The 22023-nt window shown below is 69.6% G+C and carries 25 protein-coding genes; 8 read left to right on the top strand and 17 right to left on the bottom strand.

Translation table 11 applies throughout. The features are described from left to right. Positions 1-497 precede the first annotated feature (497 nt). Entirely contained in the window at positions 498-1019 is a 522-nt protein-coding gene (locus ACXJKQ_RS16730) for a DUF2244 domain-containing protein (RefSeq protein ID WP_457106856.1), read from the bottom strand. A gap of 20 nt (positions 1020-1039) precedes the next feature. Between ACXJKQ_RS16730 and nth the strand changes: the two genes are divergently transcribed. Further along, the gene (nth, locus tag ACXJKQ_RS16725; protein ID WP_457106855.1) at positions 1040-1819 is read left to right on the top strand and encodes an endonuclease III; all 780 of its coding nucleotides are present in this window, start codon (positions 1040-1042) and stop codon (positions 1817-1819) included. A 229-nt stretch (positions 1820-2048) separates the two neighbouring features. Then, positions 2049-2843, top strand: a complete 795-nt coding sequence (purC, locus tag ACXJKQ_RS16720; RefSeq protein ID WP_010684691.1) for a phosphoribosylaminoimidazolesuccinocarboxamide synthase — start codon at positions 2049-2051, stop codon at positions 2841-2843. 6 nt (positions 2844-2849) lie between these two features. Here purC and ACXJKQ_RS16715 read toward each other — a convergent pair whose 3' ends face one another. From ACXJKQ_RS16715 to ACXJKQ_RS16700, 4 genes are all read right to left on the bottom strand, one after another. Further along, positions 2850-4466: a glycosyltransferase gene (locus tag ACXJKQ_RS16715; protein ID WP_457106854.1), complete on the bottom strand. Its 1617-nt coding sequence runs from the start codon at positions 4464-4466 to the stop codon at positions 2850-2852. After that, entirely contained in the window at positions 4463-6343 is a 1881-nt protein-coding gene (locus ACXJKQ_RS16710; protein WP_457106859.1) for a glycosyltransferase family 2 protein, read from the bottom strand. The genes ACXJKQ_RS16715 and ACXJKQ_RS16710 overlap by 4 nt, the downstream gene beginning before the upstream one ends. A gap of 157 nt (positions 6344-6500) precedes the next feature. Continuing rightward, positions 6501-7187: a hypothetical protein gene (locus ACXJKQ_RS16705; RefSeq protein ID WP_457106853.1), complete on the bottom strand. Its 687-nt coding sequence runs from the start codon at positions 7185-7187 to the stop codon at positions 6501-6503. A gap of 23 nt (positions 7188-7210) precedes the next feature. Continuing rightward, on the bottom strand, positions 7211-7753 hold the full coding sequence (locus tag ACXJKQ_RS16700) for an invasion associated locus B family protein (protein ID WP_457106852.1): 543 nt from the start codon (positions 7751-7753) through the stop codon (positions 7211-7213). A 185-nt stretch (positions 7754-7938) separates the two neighbouring features. On the opposite strand from ACXJKQ_RS16700, the gene ACXJKQ_RS16695 reads away from it, so the two are divergent. Then, positions 7939-8313 (top strand): hypothetical protein, encoded by a 375-nt coding sequence (locus ACXJKQ_RS16695; RefSeq protein ID WP_457106851.1) that lies wholly within the window; start codon positions 7939-7941, stop codon positions 8311-8313. A 36-nt stretch (positions 8314-8349) separates the two neighbouring features. Here ACXJKQ_RS16695 and ACXJKQ_RS16690 read toward each other — a convergent pair whose 3' ends face one another. From ACXJKQ_RS16690 to ACXJKQ_RS16680, 3 genes are all read right to left on the bottom strand, one after another. Then, entirely contained in the window at positions 8350-9084 is a 735-nt protein-coding gene (locus ACXJKQ_RS16690; protein WP_457106850.1) for a M48 family metallopeptidase, read from the bottom strand. A gap of 66 nt (positions 9085-9150) precedes the next feature. Further along, entirely contained in the window at positions 9151-9687 is a 537-nt protein-coding gene (locus tag ACXJKQ_RS16685) for an A24 family peptidase (protein WP_457106849.1), read from the bottom strand. A 229-nt stretch (positions 9688-9916) separates the two neighbouring features. Next, the gene (locus ACXJKQ_RS16680; protein WP_457106848.1) at positions 9917-10081 is read right to left on the bottom strand and encodes a Flp family type IVb pilin; all 165 of its coding nucleotides are present in this window, start codon (positions 10079-10081) and stop codon (positions 9917-9919) included. Between the two features lie 296 nt (positions 10082-10377). Here ACXJKQ_RS16680 and ACXJKQ_RS16675 point away from each other — a divergent pair, with 296 nt between their 5' ends. Next, positions 10378-10872 (top strand): pilus assembly protein N-terminal domain-containing protein, encoded by a 495-nt coding sequence (locus ACXJKQ_RS16675; protein ID WP_457106847.1) that lies wholly within the window; start codon positions 10378-10380, stop codon positions 10870-10872. Between the two features lie 113 nt (positions 10873-10985). Further along, positions 10986-11633, top strand: a complete 648-nt coding sequence (locus ACXJKQ_RS16670; RefSeq protein WP_457106846.1) for an RraA family protein — start codon at positions 10986-10988, stop codon at positions 11631-11633. Here the strand turns inward: ACXJKQ_RS16670 and ACXJKQ_RS16665 are convergent. Continuing rightward, complete coding sequence (locus ACXJKQ_RS16665; protein ID WP_457106845.1) at positions 11609-12523, bottom strand: LysR family transcriptional regulator; 915 nt, start codon at positions 12521-12523, stop codon at positions 11609-11611. The genes ACXJKQ_RS16670 and ACXJKQ_RS16665 overlap by 25 nt on opposite strands. 123 nt (positions 12524-12646) lie before the next feature. Here ACXJKQ_RS16665 and ACXJKQ_RS16660 point away from each other — a divergent pair, with 123 nt between their 5' ends. Together ACXJKQ_RS16660 and ACXJKQ_RS16655 are read left to right on the top strand one after the other, a co-directional pair. Continuing rightward, on the top strand, positions 12647-13810 hold the full coding sequence (locus ACXJKQ_RS16660; protein ID WP_457106844.1) for a mandelate racemase/muconate lactonizing enzyme family protein: 1164 nt from the start codon (positions 12647-12649) through the stop codon (positions 13808-13810). Positions 13811-13868: 58 nt separating this feature from the next. Continuing rightward, complete coding sequence (locus ACXJKQ_RS16655) at positions 13869-14543, top strand: metallophosphoesterase family protein (RefSeq protein ID WP_457106843.1); 675 nt, start codon at positions 13869-13871, stop codon at positions 14541-14543. 14 nt (positions 14544-14557) lie between these two features. On the opposite strand, the gene ACXJKQ_RS16650 is transcribed toward ACXJKQ_RS16655, so the two are convergent. The 8 genes from ACXJKQ_RS16650 to hemA all read right to left on the bottom strand — a co-directional run bounded on the left by ACXJKQ_RS16650 (position 14558) and on the right by hemA (position 21448). Beyond that, positions 14558-14941: a DUF423 domain-containing protein gene (locus ACXJKQ_RS16650; RefSeq protein WP_457106842.1), complete on the bottom strand. Its 384-nt coding sequence runs from the start codon at positions 14939-14941 to the stop codon at positions 14558-14560. Then, a complete protein-coding gene (gene yihA, locus ACXJKQ_RS16645; RefSeq protein WP_457106841.1) occupies positions 14938-15591 on the bottom strand; it encodes a ribosome biogenesis GTP-binding protein YihA/YsxC in 654 nt (217 codons plus the stop codon). Before yihA ends, ACXJKQ_RS16650 begins: the two co-directional genes overlap by 4 nt. Before the next feature lie 14 nt (positions 15592-15605). Next, entirely contained in the window at positions 15606-17462 is a 1857-nt protein-coding gene (yidC, locus tag ACXJKQ_RS16640) for a membrane protein insertase YidC (RefSeq protein WP_457106840.1), read from the bottom strand. Further along, entirely contained in the window at positions 17452-18063 is a 612-nt protein-coding gene (rnpA, locus tag ACXJKQ_RS16635; RefSeq protein ID WP_457106839.1) for a ribonuclease P protein component, read from the bottom strand. Before rnpA ends, yidC begins: the two co-directional genes overlap by 11 nt. Positions 18064-18142: 79 nt before the next feature. Further along, positions 18143-18277 carry a 50S ribosomal protein L34 gene (gene rpmH / locus ACXJKQ_RS16630; protein WP_007558110.1) on the bottom strand — a complete coding sequence of 45 codons (135 nt, stop codon included), beginning with the start codon at positions 18275-18277 and terminating at the stop codon, positions 18143-18145. 169 nt (positions 18278-18446) lie between these two features. Further along, positions 18447-18992 carry an adenine phosphoribosyltransferase gene (locus tag ACXJKQ_RS16625; RefSeq protein WP_457106838.1) on the bottom strand — a complete coding sequence of 182 codons (546 nt, stop codon included), beginning with the start codon at positions 18990-18992 and terminating at the stop codon, positions 18447-18449. Positions 18993-19164: 172 nt separating this feature from the next. Beyond that, positions 19165-19962 carry an inositol monophosphatase family protein gene (locus ACXJKQ_RS16620; RefSeq protein WP_457106837.1) on the bottom strand — a complete coding sequence of 266 codons (798 nt, stop codon included), beginning with the start codon at positions 19960-19962 and terminating at the stop codon, positions 19165-19167. 217 nt (positions 19963-20179) lie between these two features. Further along, positions 20180-21448, bottom strand: coding sequence for a 5-aminolevulinate synthase (hemA, locus tag ACXJKQ_RS16615; protein WP_457106858.1), 1269 nt, complete (start codon positions 21446-21448; stop codon positions 20180-20182). Positions 21449-21793: 345 nt separating this feature from the next. On the opposite strand from hemA, the gene ACXJKQ_RS16610 reads away from it, so the two are divergent. After that, complete coding sequence (locus tag ACXJKQ_RS16610; RefSeq protein ID WP_457106836.1) at positions 21794-21970, top strand: hypothetical protein; 177 nt, start codon at positions 21794-21796, stop codon at positions 21968-21970. Positions 21971-22023 lie beyond the last annotated feature (53 nt).

Below are 22023 nucleotides of genomic sequence, written 5' to 3'. Positions count from 1 at the left end.
CCAGCGTTCGCTCTGAGCCAGGATCAAACTCTCACGTTGAAGAGATTGATCTGGCCGATCACATATATTCTCAGACGGAGCCTCACATCGACCAAGCACCCAACGCTTCACAGCGCCAAATACCCGTCGGTGAGCTCAGAAAGAAAACAACAGATCGGCACAAGTCTCTCACGCCAGGCCATAAGACCCAGCCGCAAGGACAAACGCCGCCCGCGTCTCCCTTCCTCAATCATAACTTGTCAAAGATCACCCCAGTCTCCCAGGGCTCATCAAAGGCAAACAGAAAACCGCCCGGCAATCCCGCCGGCCAATCCCGCCGCTTGTCAGAAGATGGCTCAGCGCCCGGTCCACTCCCGCGGCCGGCGCCGATGAGCCGGGGTATACGCAGGCCGGTTCGGCGCGTCAACAGCCCCGTTCCGGCTTCGGGCAACTTTTTTGCAGTGCACCCGTCGACCGATGCCGCGTCCGCGTCCGCCGCAGCCGTAGTGGCGACCGACTCAGTACCCCTTCTTCACCTGCGCGAGGGCCGCGGTCAGGCCCCGCGCGATCCGCGCCCGCTCGTCCGGCCCGGCGTCCCGGGCGACGAGGGCCTGCTGCCGTCGCGAGACCAGCGTCAGGCGCTGGAGACCGTACTCGTCGTCTTCGACCGTCTCGATCTTGGTCCAGAGGGGATTGAAACGCCACTCGCGCCGCTCGCCCTGATGACTGACCCGGGCGAGCAAGATCTCGATCTGCGAGATCATCACTTCCTCGAAGGATCGGCCCCGGCGGAAGCTCACCTTCAGCGCCGCGTAGATCGCCAGCATGTCGAGGCCGAAGAAGCCGGCCACCGGCCAGAACCCCATGCGCCACGCCCAGACCGACACCGTCAGCGAGACCGCGCAGCAGCCGGTCATCACGACCCGGAAGCCGCGCCGGCTCAGGGATTGATGCGGCCGGATCGTGGCGGTGAAGACGGGCCGGTCGATCGTGTCCGGATCGAGCCCGTAGGGATGGACGGAAGGATTGCCGCTCGCCATGCCATCAATATAACGCGCCGATGCCCGCCAGAAAGACACCCCCGCCCGTGACGGATCGCGCCGCCCGCCGGGGCGCGACGCGCGCCGCGCGGGTTCCTTCGGCGCGCCTCGGTGGAGCTGTCACCCCGGCCGTCACCGCTCAGGTGGAGACGGCTTCCGCGGCGGTCGATCCTGCGACCCTCACCGAGATCTTCCGCCGGTTCCAGGCGGCGACGCCGGAGCCGAAGGGCGAGCTTCACTACGTCAACCCGTTCACCCTGCTCGTCGCCGTGGTGCTCTCGGCCCAGGCGACCGACCGCGGCGTCAACCTCGCTACTGGTCCGCTCTTCGCCGTCGCCGACACGCCGGAGAAGATGATGGCCCTCGGCGAGGACAGGGTCCGCGACTTCGTCCGGACCATCGGGCTGTTCAACACCAAGGCGAAGAACGTCGTGGCGCTCTCGCGCATCCTGGTCGAGGCACATGGCGGCGCCGTACCGGCGAGCCTAGAGGCCCTGCAGGTGCTGCCCGGGGTCGGCGCAAAGACCGCGAGCGTCGTGCTGAACATCGCCTTCGGGGTCCCGCGAATCGCCGTCGACACCCACATCTTCCGGGTCTCGAACCGGATCCCGCTGTTCGTCGGTGCGACCACCGACAAGGTCCAGGCCGGTCTGGAGGCGATCGTGCCCGAACCCTACCGGCTGCATGCCCATCACTGGCTGATCCTGCACGGCCGCTACACCTGCAAGTCCCGCAAGCCCGAATGCCCGCGCTGCCTGATCGCCGACCTCTGCCGCTTCCCGTCCAAGACGACGGCCTAGCGGGTCGATCGCAAGCGGCGGTCGGGCGGCGATGCCCGTTCCGGACACGTCGGAAACAGTCTCCGCAATCCCGCCCTGCGGGCTAACGCGTTGTGCTGGAAGCCCGCTTCGGCTAGTTTGGAGGCGGTCGCCGGGGCCGTCGGGCAGAGGCCGTCCGGCTGCCCGACCTCGCGTCCGGTCGTCGCGCCGCGGATTCCTCTCCATCGTCGCGCATCAGGAGCCTCGGCCCATGGACTTCCTCAAACCACGGTACACGCCTATGAACCGCCGCCGTCGCATCTACGAGGGCAAGGCGAAGGTCCTCTATGAGGGTCCGGAGCCCGGCACGCTCATCCAGCACTTCAAGGATGACGCGACGGCCTTCAACGCGAAGAAGCACGAGGTCATCGACGGCAAGGGCGTGCTGAACAACCGGATCTCCGAGTTCGTTTTTCAGCACCTCAACGACATCGGCGTGCCGACGCATTTCATCCGCCGGCTCAACATGCGCGAGCAGCTGATCCGCGAGGTCGAGATCATCCCCCTCGAGGTCGTGGTGCGCAACGTCGCGGCCGGGTCGCTGGCCACGCGGCTGGGCCTGGAGGAAGGCACCCAGCTGCCGCGCTCGATCATCGAGTTCTACTACAAGAACGACGCGCTGAACGATCCGATGGTCTCCGAGGAGCACATAACGGCCTTCGGCTGGGCGACGCCCCAGGAGATCGACGACATCATGGCGCTGGCGATCCGCGTCAACGACTTCCTGTCGGGGCTCTTCCTCGGCGTCGGCATCCGGCTGGTCGACTTCAAGATGGAGACCGGGCGCCTTTGGGAAGGCGACATGATGCGCATCGTCGTCGCCGACGAGATCTCTCCGGATTCGTGCCGTCTCTGGGACATCAAGTCCTCGGACAAGCTCGACAAGGACCGGTTCCGCAAGGATCTCGGCGGCCTGATCGAGGCTTACACCGAGGTCGCCAAGCGCCTCGGCATCATGTCGGAGAACGAAAAGGTTCAGGGCGGCGGGCCGCGGCTGGTCCAGTAGGCACCGTCAGGCGCGCGGGCGGCGCAGGGGCGTCCGCCCGGTGTCCGGAAATCCTCCACGCAGGCGCGCGTGTGTCGAGAGATCCGGGTCGAAGCCCGGGTGGTAATGGGGGTCCTGCACCAGCAGCGGCCCCCATCGCTTTTTCAGCGCGGCGATCTCGCGATCGTGCCGGGCGCGGGCGTCCGGCGTCCAGCGGCGGCTCGCCGCCTCGCGATGGTGCAGCACCGCCTCGGGGACGAGCAGCGTGCGGTAGCCCGCCGCGTTGAGGCGCAGGCAGAGATCGACGTCGTTGAAATCGACGGCGAAGACGGCATCGTCGAAGCCGCCGACCCTGCGGAACTTCTCCGCCTCGACAACCAGACAGGCCGCCGTGACGGCCGAGACAGCGTGTGTGGTGCGCAGCGCCGCGAGATAGCCCGGGGCGTCACCGGCGAAGTGACGGTGACCATGCGTGACGAGGCCGCCGGTGCCGAGGACGATGCCGCCGTGCTGGATGCGGCCCGCGCCATCGAGCAGCTTGGCGCCCACGGCGCCGATCTCCGGGCGCAGGGCCTGACGGGCCATGAGCGACAGCCAGTCGGGTCGGAACGCCTCGACATCGTTGTTGACGAAGACCAGCAGCCTCCCCCGGGCGCGGGCGGCAGCAGCGTTGTTCATCGCGGCGAAGTTGAACGGCCCGGGACAGGGCACGACATGCGCCCGTCCCGCCTCCTCCAGCCCTCGCAGATACGCGAGGGTCTCCGCCTCGCGACTGTCGTTGTCGCAGACCAGGATCTCGAGCGACGGCCAGTCAGTGCAGTCGCGCAGGCTGTCGAGGCAGGGGCGCAGGAGATCGAGGCGGTCGCGGGTCGGAACGATCAGGCTGGCCAGGGGCGGAGGTTCGGGGAGCGGATGGGCCACCCGTACGAGGCCGTCCGGCGCGACGGCGACGCCGGCCCCGCCCCGCCCGGTCCGGTCGAGGTGCGCGCGCACGATGTCCCGATGGGAGGGGCGGGTCGCCGCCCCGTCCTGGGGCGCGGCGGGGCGGGTGCCGCCACGGCGGACCGACAGGATCTCCGGCAGATGCCCGATCGCGCCAGGGCCGAACCGCTCGGCAATGCGAAACGCGGCCTCGGCAGGGCACCGGGGTTCGAGGTCAGGGCCAAGGGCACTGCACCGGCAGGCCAGGATGAGCCCGAGATAATCGAACCCCGCAAGCCGGTCCGGGTCGAAGACCGGAGGCAGATGGGGCAATACCGGACCGCGGGGCCGGACCTGCACTAGGGCATCGCCGTACACGGCCTGGAGGTCCGGCTCGGCCGCGAAGGCCGCGGCGATCCGCTCCGCCGCGCCGGCGACGATTACCCCCTCCCCGATCAGACGGATGTCGCCGGCCGGATCGGCCGGCGCCGCCGGGAAACGGTCGAGGATCCCGGGCGGCAGCGCGAGCCGATGGTCGATCCCGATGAGGGCCGCCAGCGATTGCCGGGCACGCAGGTGCTTGCCCGCCAACCGCGCCCGTAGGATCGCGGCGCTCTCGCGGGGATGACTTAGGACGCGTTGCAGGGCGCGCGCCATCGCCGGCCAGGAACGCCCCGACGGTCCGAGATAGGACCCGCCTTCGCCGACCGGGGACGGCGTCATTCCAGGTCCTCGCCGAAGGTCGTGAGCGACAGGGCCGGATGGTAGTACGGATCGTGCCGGATCACCGCTCGCCAGCGTTCGGAGAACCGGGCCGCCTCTTCCTCGAAGCGGGCGCGCTTGGCACCGACGGACGGACCGCGGCTGACGGATTCGAGATGGGCCAGCGTCGCGGCCGGGGTCCAGACCGTCTTCCAGCCGGCGGCACCGAGCCGGAGGCAGAAATCCACATCGTTGAAATCGACCGGGAAGGCCGAGGCGTCGAATCCGCCCACCGCCAGATACTTCTCCCGGGAGACGGCGAGGCAGGCCGCCGTGACCGCGGAGACCTCGTGCGCCACGCGGAGGCGCCCCAGATGTCCGGGCGTGTCGCCGGGCCGGCGCCGCAGGATATGCCCGGCCCGGCCGCCGAGGCCGACGACGACGCCGGCATGCTGCAGGGCGCCGTCGCCGTAGAGGAGCTTCGCACCGACCGCACCGACCTCCGGCCGGCAGGCCTGGCGGACCATCGCTTCGAGCCAGCCGGGCTCCAGCACGGCGACGTCGTTGTTGAGCAGCACGACGATCGTGCCCGCGGCCGCCGCGACGCCGGCATTGACCATCGCGGCGAAATTGAACGGCTGCGGGTCCATCAGGATCCGGACGCGCGGGTCGCCGCGCAGGGTCGCGTAGTGCTCGAGCACCGCGGGTTCGGTCGAGCCGTTATCGACGATGATCAGTTCGACCGGCGCGTAGGACGTCTCGTGGAGAACGCCGCGGCAGACACGCGCGATCAGGTCCAGGCGGTCGCGCGAGGGGATCACGACGCTGACCAGGGGTGCCGGGTTCGGGAGAGGCCAGTCCAACCGCACGGTCCCGTCATGGACCGTGGCGTGGGCCGGCAGGGCCGGTCCGCGGCGTGACGCGTCGAGGACGGAAGCCCGGTCCGACGGGTCGAGACCGTCGCCGACGGCGCGGGCCAGGATCCGCGGGACGTGCGCGACCCGCGCGGCGTCGGCCACCGCGGCGATCTGGACGGCCAGGGCAACCTCGGCCATCGGGCCGGCCGGGTGCGGGAGCGCCGCCGCGAGCCAGGAGCCTGACAGGAGCAGGGGAAACCCCGGATAGCCCGTGACGAGGGCGAGGTCCGGGCTCCAGTCCGGCTTCAGGTGCGGTCGGCCATCGAGCCCGATCGCGTCGCCGTAAGCCAGATCCGCCTCCGCGAGGGCCTGAGCCAGCAGTGCCAGGGCCTCGGGCTCCGGCACGTCGCCGGGACGCAGCAGGCACAGGGCGTCGGCCTCGCCGAGGAGATCCGCGAAGGCCGCAGCCTCGTCCCAGGTCTCATGAGACGCCCGCACATCGGCCGATGCTGGCGGTGCGGCGTCCCAGGAAACACGAATGGACGCAGGACGGTGGGTCTGCGCTGCGAGTGCGGCGAGGGTGATTGTCAACGCCGCCGCCTCGCCTGTCCGCGCGAGGACGAGGCACCGGATCCGCAGACTGGCGGAAGCACGGCGCCAGGGCCGGCTGCGTGCGGCGATCCAGGACGGAAAGCCGGCCATCGGCGTCACCGCACAGGCGCCGCGCAGAATGTCGCGGTAGCGTCGCTCCGAGCCGCGGGCGCGTTCGTAGAGTGCGGCGACGCAGCGCCAGGGTCGGCGGAGGAGGCACTGCGCCAGCACGCCGGCGTCGCGCCGGGCGCCGACCCGTTCCAGGACGAAATCGGAGCCGGCACAAAGCTGGATCTCGCGCGCGTCCGACGGGATCAGGCCGAGCCAGTGAGCGAGCCCCTGGGGTGCCCCGGGGAGGACGAAATCCTGAATCGCCCCGCCCGGCCCACGCAGGATGCGGAGGATCGGGCGCTGGGGCGCCACCGCCGGATCGCCGCTGTAGCTCAGCACGATCCAGCCGACGGGATGGTCGGGGAGGACGAGGCGGCGATCGAAGTCGGGATCGTCGGTGGGTTCGAGGCGAAAGCGCGTCTCCCGGCCGAGCCAAAGCTCGCCGCGGCCGGGTTGGAGTGTCAGTCGGGTCGGACCGCCGAGGCGCGCCGCAGCGTCACTGGGCAGCGTCGCCTCCGGTGGCGGGTGCGGCAGCAACCACCGGCTTGCGACGGCGCGGCTTCGCGGCGGCCTTCCCGCCGCCCCCCTTGCCGGCGCCGACGCCTACCGCGATGTCGTACTCGGCCGTCATCGCGGCCGGGACCACGAGTTCGTCGGCGACGATCGTGGCGAAGCCCTGCGCCTCGCCCGGTCCGACGGTGACGCTGGCGCGCTCGACGCGGCTCGAGACGACCTTGCCGTTGTACCGGATCTGGAACGTCACCGGCACATCGAAGCGGCCCGGCGCACCCGCAGGCCCGAGCAGGACATTGACCTCGACGCCCGCCTTGACGGTGAGCGAACCGTCCTTACGCCGCGTGCATTCGCGGGCGAGACGACCGAGGGAGAACTGGGTGCGCACCGCTTCGCCCGCGAGGGTGCGCGACGCGGCGGCTCCCTCGGCGACCTCGACCGGGGGACAGTAAGGCGGATCGAGGCTCTCGGGCTGCGACGGCGGAACCGTCGTGCCGCCGTACTTGAACAGGTTGGTGAAGATGTTGCCCTCTTCGGCCCGGCACGGGGCCGCGGCGGCGACCGTCGCGAGGGAGGCCGCAAGCACGAGGCCGGTCAGCCGGAGAGCGGGGGCAGGCCTCAAAGCGGCGTCCGAGGAGCGCCCCAGAGACCTGTCCGGATGTCCGATCATCGCACGGCTCCCGAGCAACATCGTCATTTCAGGCTGTCGAACCCGGCCGCGAAGCCCTTCATCGACAGCGGAATCCCGACGCCTTCCTCAGGCGTCTGGAAGACGATGAAGGTCGCCTGCGTGCCATTCTTGAACTGACGGATCAGTCCGTCGTCCATCACCACCTCGGCGACGCAGCCCGTGGTCAGGCAGCGGACGAATCCCGCGCGGCCGATATCGGTCTGGTCGATCTTGAGACCGAGACCGGAGGGCAGGAGCACGCCGAGCGGCGCCACCACACGCAGCAGATAGCCGCGATTGTCCGCCGTCTTCAGGACGATGACCACGAGGGTCAGGTTCGGCCGGTCTTCCGCAGCGAGATACTGGACCAGGGCGCATTGCTCGGCCTTCGCACCGGCTGGCGTTTCGCAGCGCAACTGCCAGTCATCGAAGGTCTTGCGCACCATACCTTGGGCCGCGGCCGGTCCGGCGGGCGCGAGCGCCGCCGCAAGGGCGAGGAACACCGGCAGCGCGGCGTGCCAGGCGGCGCGCCGGAAACGAACGAGCCTCGCGTGAAGCGGCACCACCGATTCCTTCGGAACGCTCCGGCCGAGGACCGGCGGGAGCCGTACAATCGGGCGTGTTCCGACCATGGTCAGCCCCGCGCTGTCAAGCGATGCGGGTTCGGTGTTGCCCGTGAGCGCTACCCACGCGGGTCTCTCCGGCCTAGATAGAGCGAGACTGTTCTCCAGCGCCGGATCCTGACGTCGTGATGCGCCCGCTCGTCCTCTCGGCCGCCTGCTTGATGGCCACCCTCGCGCAGGCCGGGGCTCAGTCCCTGCCGGTCGGCGAGACCACGTATGTCGAGCGTTCGCTCAACCACACCGGCACGCTGGTGATCGAGCATCCGCCCGTTGCGGCCAATCCCTATGGTCGCCGCAACGGCCACGCGGCGATCGCAGGCTATTGCCGGGACGGCGGCCTGATCCGTCGCCGGGACGAATTCGGCAATCCGGTGATCATCCGCCAGCGCGAGATCTGCGACAGCGTCGCCCCGCGCACCCTCAATCCCGGTGAAGTCGACCCTCGCCCGAGATGGCCGGCGGACACGGTGGTGCGCCAGCGGGTCCTCCGCGCCAAGGGGTGACGGGCGCCAAGTGGTGACAGGCGCGCGGCCGTCCGCTCAGCCGTAGCGATGCAGGCCGGCGCCGTGGCGCTTGAGCCACGCCTCGGCAACGTCGGTGTCGGGACACATCTCGTTCACGAGCGCCCAGAAGCGGGGGGAATGGTTCATCTCCCGCAGGTGAGCCATCTCGTGGGCGACCAGGTAATCGAGCACCATCGGCGGCGCCAGGATGAGGCGCCATGAGAAGTTCAGCTCGCCACGCGCCGTGCAGGATCCCCATCGGCTGCGGGTATCCCGCAGGGTGACCCGGACCGGCCGCTGCCCGAGTTTCGCGGCATAGCGCCTGATCGCCTCGGCGAGGTCGCGACGGGCCTCGCGCGTCAGAAAATCCCGGACCCGGCGCGCCACGTGGGCGCTCTCGCAGGAGACGGAGATCACCGGCTCGCCCTCGGTGCGCTCAATCTGCACCGGACCGCTGCGCGTCGAGCGCTGGGTAATCCGGTGCGGTTCGCCGCGGAACGGCAGGATGGCGCCGGGCTCGAAGACGGTGCGGGTCGGCACGCGGGCGAGCCGCGCGGCGATCCACCCCGCGTGGCTCGCCGCGAAGCGCTCGGCGGTGTTGATCGCGGTGCGGCTCGGAAGCGTGATCACCGCCTCGCCGGTGGCCGCCGATACCCGCAGGGTGATCCGGCGGGCCGTCGGCCGCCGACGGAGCGCGATGCGCAGGCTGGCCCCCTCGTGCGGGACCTCGAGATGGTCGGGATCGGGTCGACGCAGCAGCGCGAAGGGCATGCGCGACTCTTAGCGGGGCCGGGGCCGGGGCTCCAGATCCCGATCCGCGGAATCGCGGCGCGCCGTTCAGGCGGCGAGGGCTCGGGTCCAGATCTCGGTCTCGGGCAGGACGAGGAGCGCGGCGGCGCTCAGGGCGATCCCGTATGGGATGCCGGTCTTGGCGTCATGCAGATGAAGGGCGAAGGGCATGCGCGCGATCCGGATCGGCAACGGGTGGGTCCGCGCGAACAGGATCGCCAGCGTCAGGGCTCCGCCGATCAGAGAGGCCACCAGAAGGTAGTCTCCGAGGCCGTCTAAGCCGAGCCAGAGAGCCGTAGCGGCCGCCAGCTTGGCATCGCCGCCGCCGATGACGCCGAAGGCGAACAGGGCGAAGGTGACGAGGAGGACGATCGACCCCGCAGCGCAGTGGACACCGATTTCGGCCCAGCTCATCGGACCGGTCAGGGCGAGGAGCGCGAATCCCGCGACGAGCGCCAGCGAGATCCGGTTCGGGATCAGCATGGTCAGCAGGTCGCTGGCGGCCGCGTAGGCCATCAGGAATGGGAAGAGAATGAGCAGTCCGAAGCCTGTCGGACCGAGACTCGTGAGACTGAGACCTGTCATGCCCAGACCTGCCGTCGCTGAACCGACCATCTCGGCGTCCATTTCGTCGATGCCTGTCGCGTCCCGAGGGACCGTTCCGAATCGGCCGTCCGGTGACCGGCCCGGATCACGCGACCGCCGAGCAGTCGGGATCTCGGGAACCAACGTCCCTCCGGCGGCCCGAAACCACCCCGCCCCTCGCCGAGGGGCAGGGGTGTCTCGGACCTGCCGCAGATCGGACGCGTCGCGATCAGTTCAGGTTGCCGGAGATCTGGCTGAACTTCGTGGTGAGGTTGGTTCCGACGGTCTTCAGCGCGGTGATGATCGCGACGGCGATGAGGGCTGCGATCATCCCGTACTCGATCGCGGTGGCACCGGACTCGTCCGAGGCGAAGCGCGTGAAAAGGGTCTTCATGGAAAGCGATCCTTCGATCAACACAGGGCCAGTTAAACTTGCGCGATGACCGATGAAGATTTTCGGGTCTCGATCGGCGGCCTGCACAGACTGCCGATTACGCCTTGAAAATCGGTTAAATCGAGCCCGCACAGTCCTGAAAAGCCGCCTCGCTGCGAGCTTGGTGAAGGTTGGGTTTCATCGATACCGCAGAGAGCGGGCGCTTGGTCTTGCTTAGCGCTTCCTTCACCGGTTCCGCGATAGCCTCGCGCAGCGGGTCGGATCCCGTAGACCGCCCGCCGCCTTGAGGAAACCCGATGCGCCGCACCCTGTCGATTGCGGGCCGAGCCGGCCTCGTCGTCCTGCTGACGGGCGCCGCAGCCGCGGCGGGCCAGCCCGAGCTTCTGCCCGTCGTGACCGTGCTGGTCGATAACGCCAAGGTTCTCCGCCTGCCGGAGAAGACCTCGACCATCATCGTCGGCAATCCGATCATCGCCGAGGTCACGCCGCAGAAGAACGGGGTCCTCGTCCTGACCGGCAAGAGCTTCGGTTCGACCAACCTGATCGCGCTCGACAATGGCGGTGCGATGATCGCGGAGACGACGATCCGGGTCGAGGCATCGCAGGACTCGACCATCACGGTTCAGCGCGGGCTCGACCGGGAATCCCTGTCGTGCACGCCGCACTGCCAGCCGGCGGTGCAGTTGGGCGACTCGGCGACCTATTTCGGCACGACCAGCGGGCAGGCCGACGCCCGGCGCAAGCTCGCCACCGGCAGCGGCGCCGGCGCGGTTCCGGCGGCCGACCACTGACCCCGGCGGCAATTCCGCGAGACACAGGGGTGCAGACTGGGGCATGATCCGTCGCCACTGTCGCGCACAATGATGCCGGCAGCCGCGTCGACGACATGGAGACGTCCCGTCCGATGTCCCTCATCTCCCGCAATCCGCCGCCGCCCTCCGTGGATCCGGCGCTGCTGGCGGCCTTCCGAGACGTCTCGACGGCCACGATCAGCGATTGCCTCTCGCGCATGCCGGTCCTCAACGGCCTGCGCCCGTTCCACCACGACGGCCGGCTCCTCGGCACGGCCTTCACGGTTCAGGTCCGGACGGGCGACAACCTTGCCATCCATCAGGCTCTGGAGGAGGTCCGTCGCGGCGACGTGATCGTCGTCGACGGCGGCGGCGACACGAGCCGAGCCCTCGTGGGCGACATCATGAAGGCCATCGCCGAGAGTCGGGGCGTCGCCGGCTTCGTGATCGACGGCGCCGTGCGCGATACGGCGGCCTTCGCGGATGCGAATTTCCCCTGCTACGCCCGGGCCGCCACTCCGCGGGGACCCTTCAAGGCCGGTCCCGGCGCGATCAACGTGCCGGTCTCCGTCGGCGGCTGGACGGTCAATCCGGGGGACGTCGTGGTCGGGGACCACGACGGCGTCGTGACCTTTCCGCCCGGCTGCGCCCCGGACCTGCTCGCAGCCGTCCACGCGCAGATGGCCCGCGAGGAGGAGGTTCTCGTCCTCATCCGGGCCGGCCGCTACGACGGCCGCTACGCCCGGGTCGCGAAGGGCTGATCCTCCGGGGATCGCTCGGAGTCATGCAAACGCCGCCACAGGGCGTCGGCCGCATCGCTCCGGCTCTCGGGTGAGCGGAACAGGCGGATCTCCAGCGGAACGGTGCGATCCTCTGGCCCGGCCCGGACCAACCGGCCCTGCGCCGTGGCCGCCTCTGCCAGTGTGAGCGGGAGCCACGCGACGCCGTCGCCCTCGCACGCCATGGTCATGAGCGTTGCCGCGAGGTGCGAGGTGAAGACCGGCGCGTGGCCCGATGCCGCGCCGCTCGCGGCCAGGATCCGACCGAGCCCCGAGGCGGTGCCATAGGCGAGGTACCGGACCGGACAGCCCAGGGGCCAGAGCGGTGCTCCCATGTCCGACGGGGCGCAGAGCGGCACCAGGCAATCGCCGCCGATCCGGACGGAGTCGTAGCGACCCTCGTCGAGACGCATGGGGACATCGGCGTGATGGTGGCAGAGCAGAAACTGCACCTCGCCGGCCAGCATGATGGCCTCGCAGGCCGCCATGCTGTCCGAGATCAGGTTGAGCGCGCCGAGGGTCTCGAAGGGCGCATGCTGCCGGATCCAGCCGGGGAAGAACGTGAACGAAAGGGCGTGCGTGGCCGCAATCGCCAGGCTCGCGCCCGCGCGAGCGCCGGCCGCGCGGGCTTCGCGGCGCGCCCGATCCAATCCGCGCACAAGGTCCTCGGCATGCGGCCGGAAACCCGTCCCGGCGGCGGTCAGGGTCGCACCCTGGGCGCCCCGCAGGAACAGCGGCGCCCCGATCCACGCCTCCAGGGCTCGGATGCGACGGCTGAAGGCCGGCTGCGTGACGTGCCGAGCCTCGGCCGCCCGCGAGAAGGTCCGGTGCTCCGCGAGGGCGAGGAAATCCTTCACCCAGTCCAGGTCCATGGGATCCTCCCCGGCGGCGGTTCGCGGCCGATGCCGGCCCTGCATCGCGTACCGCGGAAACGGCATTGGCGATCCCCGCTCGGCCGACGCTAAGGCATCCGGACGCACCCGGGAGACACAGACATGCGCATCGTCGACGTCCGCGAAGTCACCAAGCCGATCGCCTCGCCGATCCGGAACGCCTACATCGACTTCACCAAGATGACCACGAGCCTCGTCGCGGTGGTCACCGACGTGGTTCGGGACGGGCGCCGGGTCGTCGGCTACGGCTTCAACTCCAACGGCCGCTACGGCCAAGGCGGCCTGATCCGCGAGCGCTTCCGCGATCGGATCCTGGAGGCGGAAGCGGAGAGCCTCCTGACGGATGCAGGCGACAACCTCGATCCGCGGCGGATCTGGGCCGCGATGATGCGGAACGAGAAGCCGGGTGGTCACGGCGAGCGCTCCGTCGCGGTCGGCACCCTCGACATGGCGGTGTGGGACGCTGCGGCGAAGATCGCCGGCCAACCGCTGTTCCGGATGCTGGCGGCGCAGACGGGCCGCGTCGCCGACCCGCGCGTCTTCGTCTACGCGGCGGGCGGCTACTACTATCCCGGCAAGGACGATTCCGCCCTTCGGGCCGAGATGCGCGGCTACCTCGACCGCGGCTACACGGTGGTGAAGATGAAGATCGGCGGCGCCCCGATCGAGGAGGACCGGCGTCGGATCGAGGCTGTGCTCGCCGAGATCGACGGGCGGGGGCGCCTCGCCGTGGACGCCAACGGGCGCTTCGATCTCGAGACGGCCATTGCGTATGCCCGGATGCTCCGGGACTATCCGCTGTTCTGGTACGAGGAGGCCGGCGACCCGCTCGACTACGCCCTCCAGGCAGCCCTCAGCCCCTACTATCCCGGATCGATGGCGACGGGGGAGAACCTGTTCTCGCACCAGGATGCCCGCAATCTCCTGCGCTACGGCGCCCTGCGGCCCGACCGCGACTGGCTGCAGTTCGACTGCGCCCTGTCGTACGGCTTGGTGGAGTACCTGCGCACCCTCGACGTCCTGGCGGAATTCGGCTGGTCGCCGTCCCGCTGCATCCCGCACGGCGGGCACCAGATGTCGCTCAACATCGCGGCCGGCCTCGGGCTCGGCGGAAACGAGAGCTACCCGGACCTGTTTCAGCCCTATGGCGGCTTCCCGGACGGGGTGCGGGTGGAGGATGGGCATATCGTGATGCCGGACCTGCCAGGCATCGGCTTCGAGGGCAAGGCGGACCTGATCTCGGTCATGCGCGACCTGTCGGAGTAGCCGGCTCCGGGATCGGACGAGGCTTGCGGAGCGCGGCGGGGCGGTGGACCATGGCGCCATGGAATCCGGCCCCCTCACCTACGCCATTGGCGATATCCACGGCTGCGCCGCCCTCCTCGACGACCTGCTGGAGCGGATCGCCGAGCATGCCGGCGACCGTGCCCATCGGCTGGTCTTCCTGGGCGACTACATCGACCGGGGTCCCGACAGCGCCGCGGTCCTGCGCACCGTCAGCCGCCTGAACTGGGCCGAGCCGGAGCGCGTCACCTGCCTGATGGGCAATCACGAACGGATGCTGCTCGACGCGCTCCAGACCCGAAGCGCCGCCGCGCACTGGCTGTACAACGGCGGCGAGGCGACGCTGGATTCCTTCGGCGCCCGGGACCCCACCGGCATTCCGCGGGATACGCTCGACTGGATCGAGGCCTTGCCGACGCTGCACGGCGATCGTGCCCGCTGGTACGTGCATGCCGGTCTGAGACCCGGCGTGGCGGCGCCGGACTCCGACCCGCATGATCGCCTCTGGATCCGGGAGCCGTTCCTGGAGGACGAACACGATTTCGGACGTCACGTGGTCCACGGCCACACCCCGCAGCGGAGCGGACGCCCGGAGGTGTGCCGGTTCCGCACCAATCTCGATACGGCAGCGGTCTACGGCGGCACGCTCACCGCGGGGGTGTTCTCCGACGGGCAGGGACCGGCGCTGGAGTTCCTGCAGGTCGGGGCCGGGTGAGGCGTAGCGATGCGTCAGGCGGCTCGGCGCGCCGGCATCAGCGCACACAGGATCCCGGCGAGCCATCCGGCCATCAGGGCGAAGCCGCCCGTCGGCGCGGCCATCGGGAACAGCGGGTGCTGGAGCCACGTGCGCACCGCGAGGTCACCGCAGAACAGGATCAACCCGAGGACCAGCAGCCCGGCCGCCACGCGGGCGAGGGCCACCCGGATGAAGCCGGCGGCCCCCAATCCGACCAGCGCGAGGATGGCCGGGGCGTGGAACAACAGGAACTGCGCCGCCGTCTTGAGCGAGTCGGCGCCAGGAATATGCGCGGCGGCAGCACTGAGCGCCACGCCGAGGAGGCCCGCGAGGCAGGCGAGCGCCGCGAACGCGCGGTCGACGCCCGAACCTCTCACGCGCCCCTCTCGACCAAGAGCTTTGCGATCGCCGCCCGCAGCTCCGGCACGCCAAGATCGTCCCGGCTCGAGGTGAGGATCACCTGCGGATAGGCAGCGGGACGCTTGGCGAGGCCCGCCTCGATCCCGGCGATGCGACTCGCAACCTCGCCCTTCTTGAGGGAATCGCCCTTGGTCAGAACGACCTGATAGCTCACCGCCGCCTTGTCGAGGCCGTCGAGCACGTCCGTGTCGATCGACTTGAAGCCGTGCCGGGCGTCGATCAGCATGAACACCCGGGCGAGGCTGGCACGGCCCTTGAGATAGGCATGGATCAGCCGGGTCCAGGCCTCGACCTTGGCCTTCTCGACGGCCGCATAGCCGTAGCCGGGCATGTCGACGAGCGACAGGCGCTCGCCGATCCGGAAGAAATTGAGCTGCTGCGTCCGTCCCGGCGTGTGCGAGGTCCGCGCGAGGGTGTTGCGGCCGGTGAGCGCGTTGATCAGGCTCGACTTGCCGACGTTCGAGCGCCCCGCGAAGGCGATCTCGACGCCTTCCATCGGCGGGAGGCGGTCGAGGGTCTGGGCGGCCGCGTAGAAGTCGGCCGCGCCGGCGAACAGGAGGCGGCCGGCCTCGGTGAGGTCGGCCGCGTCGTCGTTGGTTTCGGTCACGCAGGCTCCGCCCGTCAGCTCTTGGTGGCCGCCGCCTTGTTGCCGGCACCGCGCCGGAACGTGCTGCGCAGATTGTCCCACAGCTCCACCTTCACGCCGTTGCGGCGCATGATGATGTACTGCTGGGTCACCGACAGCGTGTTGTTCCAGGCCCAGTAGATCACGAGGCCGGCGGGGAACGACCCCAGCATGAAGGTGAACACGATCGGCATGAAGGTGAAGATCTGCGCCTGGACCGGGTCCGGCGGCGCGGGGTTCATCTTCATCTGGACGAACATGGTCACGCCCATGATCAGCGGCCAGACGCCCAGGTGCACGAAATCGGGCGCCGGGAAGGGCAGCAGGCCGAACAGGTTCACGATGCTCGTCGGATCCGGTGCCGCGAGGTCGTGGATCCAGCCGAAGAACGGCGCGTGGCGCATCTCGATGGTGATGAACAGCACCTTGTAGAGCGCGAAGAAGACGGGGATCTGGATCAGGACCGGCCAGCAGCCCGCGACCGGATTGATCTTCTCCTTCTTGTACAGCTCCATCGTGGCCTGCTGCGCCTTGAGGCGGTCGTCCTTGTAGCGCTCGCGGATGGCGGCCATCTCGGGCTGCACGGCCTTCATCTTGGCCATGGAGACGTAGGACCGGTTCGCGATCGGCAGGAACAGCAGCTTCAGGCAGAAGGTCACCACCAGGATCGAGACGCCGAAATTGCCGAACAGGTGGTAGAAGAAGTCCAGCGCCCGGAACATCGGCTTGGTGATGAAGAAGAACCAGCCCCAATCGATCATCAGATCGAAGTGCTTGATGCCGAGGTCCTTCTCGTAGTTGTTGATCAGGTTGACTTCCTTGGCGCCCGCGAACAGCCGCTGCGTCGCGGTGGCCGAGGCCCCGGCAGCCAGGTTCACGGCGTCGCCGCGCACGCTCGCCTGGTAGACGTTGGTGGTGCCGTCGGTGCGGTCGGTGAAGGCGCCCGTGTAGGGCGTGTCCTGGTCGGGGATCGCGGCCGCGGCCCAGTACTTGTCGGTGATGCCTACGAAGCCGCCAGTCACGCCGGTCCAGGCCTTGCCCTTGGTGTTGGCGCCGCCGTAGGCGCCCTCCTTGGCGAGCTTGTCGTAGGTGAGTTCCTGCAGGCCGTCGTTGCCGAGGTAGCCGATCATGCCCTCGTGCAGGACGTAGTAACCCTGGGTGTGCGGCTTACCCCAGCGCGAGACGAGGCTGTAGGGGTAGAGCGTGATCGCGCCCGAGCCCTTGTTCTCGACCTCGTCGCGGACTGTGAACATGTACTTGTCGTCGACCGCGATGATGCGCTTGAAGACGAGGCCGGCGCCGTTGTCCCAGGTCAGGGTCACCGGCATGCCGGGCGACAGGGTCTTGCCCTCGCTGGTCCAGAGGGTGTCGTTGTTGGGCAGCGGCCCGGCATTGGCGCCGACCCAGCCGAACTCGGCGTAGTAGGGCGTCTCGCTGCCGGCGGGCGAGAACAGAACGATCTCGGGGCTCTTGGGGTCGACGGTCTCGTGATAGTTCTTGAGTGAGACATCGTCGACGCGGCCGCCCTTCAGGGCGATCGAACCGGAAAGCGCCGGGGTCTCGATCCGGATGCGCGGCGAACGGGCCAGCGCCGCCTCGCGGGCGACCGGAGCGGCCTGCCCCGGCACGGTACCGGGCGCGGGGGCGGCCGGGCCGCCTTCCTTGGGCGATGGCGAAGGCACACCGTCCGGAGTTACGCCCGGGGGCTGCTGCTGTTGCTGCGCGGCCTTGTTCTGCGCCTCGATCAGACGCTGCTGCTCCACGCGCGGGCCGGCCACGAAGTACTGCCAGCCCAGCAGCACCAGCAGCGACAGGCCGATGGCCACGAACATGTTCGTCTTGTCATTGCCCATCAGGGACACCGCCGCACGCGTTCGGAGTGGCAACAGGCGCGGAGCCAGCCCCGTCGGACCGGGCCGCGCCTGTGATTCGGGGATCTGTGACGCGCGGGTGCGACGAAGCGATGTCCGCTCCCTCGGCCGCGGGCGCCTGCGCAGGGCTTGCGCCCATGGCGCGCTGAGAAGGTGCGTCTTTGGAGCGCCGGCCGCCGGATCGCCCGGGAGGCCGCTCGCCGCGCCCGCCCGTGGACGGCCGGATCACGGCCGGAATTGCGCGGCGGAGGTCCGCCGCGAGCGTGTCGAACGGCGCATGCAAGGCCGGGCGCCGGGCGATGAGCACGATATCCGCCGGCTGGACCGCCACGTCGGACGGCAATTCGGGGGCGATCACGTTCAGGGCGGCGCGGAGGCGTCGGCGGATGCGATTGCGCTCCGTGGCGTGCCCCACGCGCTTCGTGATGGTGAAGCCGAGCCTCAGCCCTCTCGGGCTCTCGGTGCCCTCGGCCTGCGGCGTCCTCAGGCGACCCTGCGCGGTCATCCGATCGGTATGGAACCGACGTCCCTCGGCAGCCGCTAGGAAGTCAGGCCGCTTCTTGAGCCGCTCGATCGTCGCCATCGATGGTTCGATCCCGGCTGATCCCCTCCCCCGCGGCACGGCCGCCCTTCGACGGCGCGCCGGCGCGGGTCCTAGAGCCTCAGGCCGACAGGCGCTTGCGGCCGTGGGCGCGACGGCGCGCGATGACCTTGCGGCCGCCGGCGGTGGCCATGCGCGCACGGAAGCCGTGGCGGCGCTTACGGACGAGCTTGCTCGGCTGGTAGGTTCTCTTCATGGCTCAGAGCCTTCAAAGGTCGAGGCGCGCTCGCGGGCGGCTGATGCCGCACCCGACCTTCACGCGTCCTTGGTTGTCTGCAAACACGAAGGGCGCCCATGCGGGGCGCCACGTCGCGAGTGGCGGGCTTATGGCGGAAGGGTCCCGCGAAGTCAACGTTTCGCCGGCCTCAATGACCTTCGAATTGCATGAGGGTGCGCACCTCGACGCCCATGTCGCGCAGGCGCTGTGCGCCGCCGATCTCGGGCAGGTCGATCACGAAGCAGGCAGCCACGATCTCGGCGCCGATCTTCTGCAGCAGGTTGACGGCCGCGGTGGCGGTACCCCCGGTGGCGATCAGGTCGTCGACCAGCAGGACCCGGTCGCCCGGCTTCACGGCGTCGACGTGAATCTCGATCTCGTCGGTCCCGTATTCGAGGGCGTAGGCCATCGAGACGGTCGTGTGGGGGAGCTTGCCCTTCTTGCGGATCGGCACGAAGCCGCAGGACAGCTGGTGGGCGATGGCGCCGCCCAGGATGAAGCCGCGGGCCTCGATGCCGGCGACCTGATGGACGTGTCCGCCCGCGTAGGGATGCACCAGCGCATCCACGGCCCGCCGGAAGGCGCGCGGATCGCTGAGCAGCGTGGTGATGTCGCGGAAGATGATCCCGGGCTTCGGATAATCCGGAATCGAGCGGATCGATTCCTTCAGGGCGACGTGGCGGCGGGCTTCCATGCGTTCGGCCTTCCGTGGAGAACCGCGGGCTTAAAGCAGAAGCCCGGCGCCCTGACCAGTTCGCGACTCGAGCCTCGTCCCGGATCCGGGAACCGAGACGCGGCGCCAGAGTCTTGGTTTCGCATCATCGTTTCCGAAGGTCGGGGCGCACCTGTCGGGACGATGCCTGGGCTCAGGCCGCCTGGACCTTCTTGAGGATGGCGACGAGTTCCCGGTGCAGCCCCTCGTTGCCGCAGGCCACCGAGCGCGGCGCCAGCGGCTCGGCGGCGCCGTCCGCCGAGGTCACGAAGCCGCCAGCCTCGCGGACCAGGATCACGCCGGCGGCGAAATCGTAGGTCTGGAGGTCGCGCTCCCAGTAGCCGTCGAGGCGCCCGCAGGCGACGTAGGCCATGTCGAGGGCCGCCGAGCCCATCCGGCGGGTGCCGCCGGCCACCGCCATCACGGCGCCGAGTTCGCGCAGGAGGCGCGGATGGCTGCCGCGGCCGAGATAGGGCGTGCCGTAGCCGATGAGCGCGTCGGCCATGTCCTGCCGGCCGGAGACGCGCAGGCGCCGGTTGTTGAGGTAGGCGCCCTTGCCACGCTCGGCGACGAACAGCTCGTCCTTGATCGGGTCGAAGATCACGCCGGCCACGATCTGGCCCTCGCGCTCGAGGCCGACCGAGACCGCGAAGTGCGGTACGCCGTGCAGGAAGTTCGAGGTGCCGTCGAGGGGATCGACGTGCCAGGTGTGGCTCTTGTCGGTGCCCTCGATCACGCCGTTCTCTTCCAGCACGAGGCTGTAGCCCGGGCGCGCCTTCATCAGGGCGTCGCGCACCACCTCCTCGGCCTTGCGGTCCGCGGCCGAGACGAAGTCGCCGGGGCCCTTCCGCGAGACCTGGAGATTCTCGACCTCGCCGAAGTCGCGGCGCAGGCCCCGGGCGGCCTTGCGCACGGCATCGACCATCACGGTCATGAGCGGAGAGGAGATCATGGTCGGACTTTTCGCAGGAAGGATTGGCCCCGTCGTTACAGGCCGGTGGCGGAAAAGACGAGACGGGCATGGGACATGGGAGCGGTGCGCGTGGCCCTCGCACCGCGACGGCCAGGGTTGAACGCCTGCTGTGGTCGAGCGATGGCTCATCCGCCTTCACGCCGCCCGCCAACGGGGCAGGGCTTCCGACGGCCTGTCGCGGAGGAGCGCGGGGTCCCTACTCCGCCGCCTCGACGAACACCGTCCCGGCCCGGGGCAGATCCAGGGCTTCCCAGGTCTCGGCGAGGGCGGCGGAGAGCCGGGCGATGTGGGTCGCGTCGTGGAACGGCGAAGGCGTGATGCGCAGCCGCTCGGTGCCGCGGGGCACCGTCGGGTAGTTGATCGGCTGGATGTAGATGGCGTGGTGCTCCAGCAGGTGGTCGGCCGCCGCCTTGCACAGCTCGGCGTCGCCGACCATCACCGGCACGATGTGGGTCTCGGTCTCGAGGACCGGGAGGCCGGCCTCGGTCAGGGCCGCCTTGGTGGCGGCAGCCTGCCGCTGATGCGCCTCCCGCTCGGCGCTCGAGCGCTTGAGGTAGCGCACCGAGGCCCGGGCGGCAGCCGCCACCGCAGGCGGCAGAGCTGTCGTGAAGATGAAACCGGGCGCAAAGCTGCGCACGGCGTCGCAGATCGCCGCCGATGCGGCGATGTAGCCCCCGACGCAGCCGAAGCCCTTGGCCAGGGTCCCCTCGATCACGTCGACCCGGTGCATCACGCCGTCGCGCTCGGCGATGCCGCCGCCCCGCGGACCGTAGAGGCCGACCGCGTGGACCTCGTCCAGGTAGGTCATCGCCCCGTAGCGGTCAGCGAGGTCGCAGATCCGGCCGATCGGCGCCACGTCGCCATCCATCGAGTAGACCGACTCGAACACGATCAGCTTGGGCCGGTCGCCCGCGTCCCGCAGCAACTCCTCCAGGTGCTGGAGGTCGTTGTGGCGGAAGATCTTCTTCGCGCAGCCGGAATGGCGCACGCCCTCGATCATCGAATTGTGGTTGAAGGCGTCCGACAGGATCAGGCAGTCCGGGATCAGCTTGGCGATGGTCGAGATGCCGGCCTGGTTCGAGACGTAGCCCGAGGTGAAGACGAGGCCCGCCTCCTTGCCGTGTAGGTCGGCGAGTTCGCGTTCGAGGTCGACCAGCGGCGAGGAGTTGCCCGCGATGTTGCGGGTGCCGCCAGCGCCGACGCCGCAGCGGGCAGCGGTCTCGGTCATCGCCGCGACGACCTCCTTGTGCTGCCCCATGCCGAGGTAGTCGTTGGAGCACCACACGGTGATCTCGGTGGTCTTGCCTTCGGGCTGACGCCACTTGGCGGTGGGAAAGCGCCCAGAGATGCGCTCGATATCGGCGAAGACGCGATAGCGTCGCTCGCCGTGCAGCTGGTCCAGGGCGCCACGGAAATAGGACTCGTAGCCAGAGCCGGCGCGCGTCGATCCCGCGGCGGCGAGCATCGTGCTGGGCATCCGGGTGACGGTCATCGAGCGTCCTTCGCGTGTTCGGCCGCGCGGGCGACACCACTTGCGGTGTCCCAGGCCCGCGATCGAGGTTTGGCCTCGGTCCAGTCCTTCGTATGAGGGGTGGAAGATACGCGCGGATCTGGAACTGGTTCAAGGTAAGGTTCCGGCATCGCAGCGTTGCATCCGTTGAGAGGCACGCCCGAACCGGCTAGCGTTGCGGCCGATCTTCCGGCTCTCTTCACGGATCAGGACGCAGCGTTCCCCCATGTCGTCACGCGGGTCGAGCATGTTTGCTTCGGCGGCCCAGGCTCCTTGCCTGCGGCGACGAAGGGTCGCGCGATGAGTGAATCCAAGGATGCGCGCACCGCGCGCCTGAAGGCGGCGCTCCGTCAGAACCTGCGCCGCCGGAAGGCCCAGGAACGCGGCCGGGCCGAGGTCTCGCCTGCGGCCGATGCGGAGCCCCTCCGGGAAGAGCGCGAAACCCGCGGTCCCGATTCCGACAAATCCGGTCTATAGCACCGGCCAAGCCTGGGCGCCGGCGCCCGCGAGGAACACGGCCGCGTGCCCCA

It is taken from the genome of Methylobacterium sp. P5_C11 (assembly GCF_054049775.1).
This window is presented reverse-complemented; position numbering and strand designations above follow the sequence as displayed.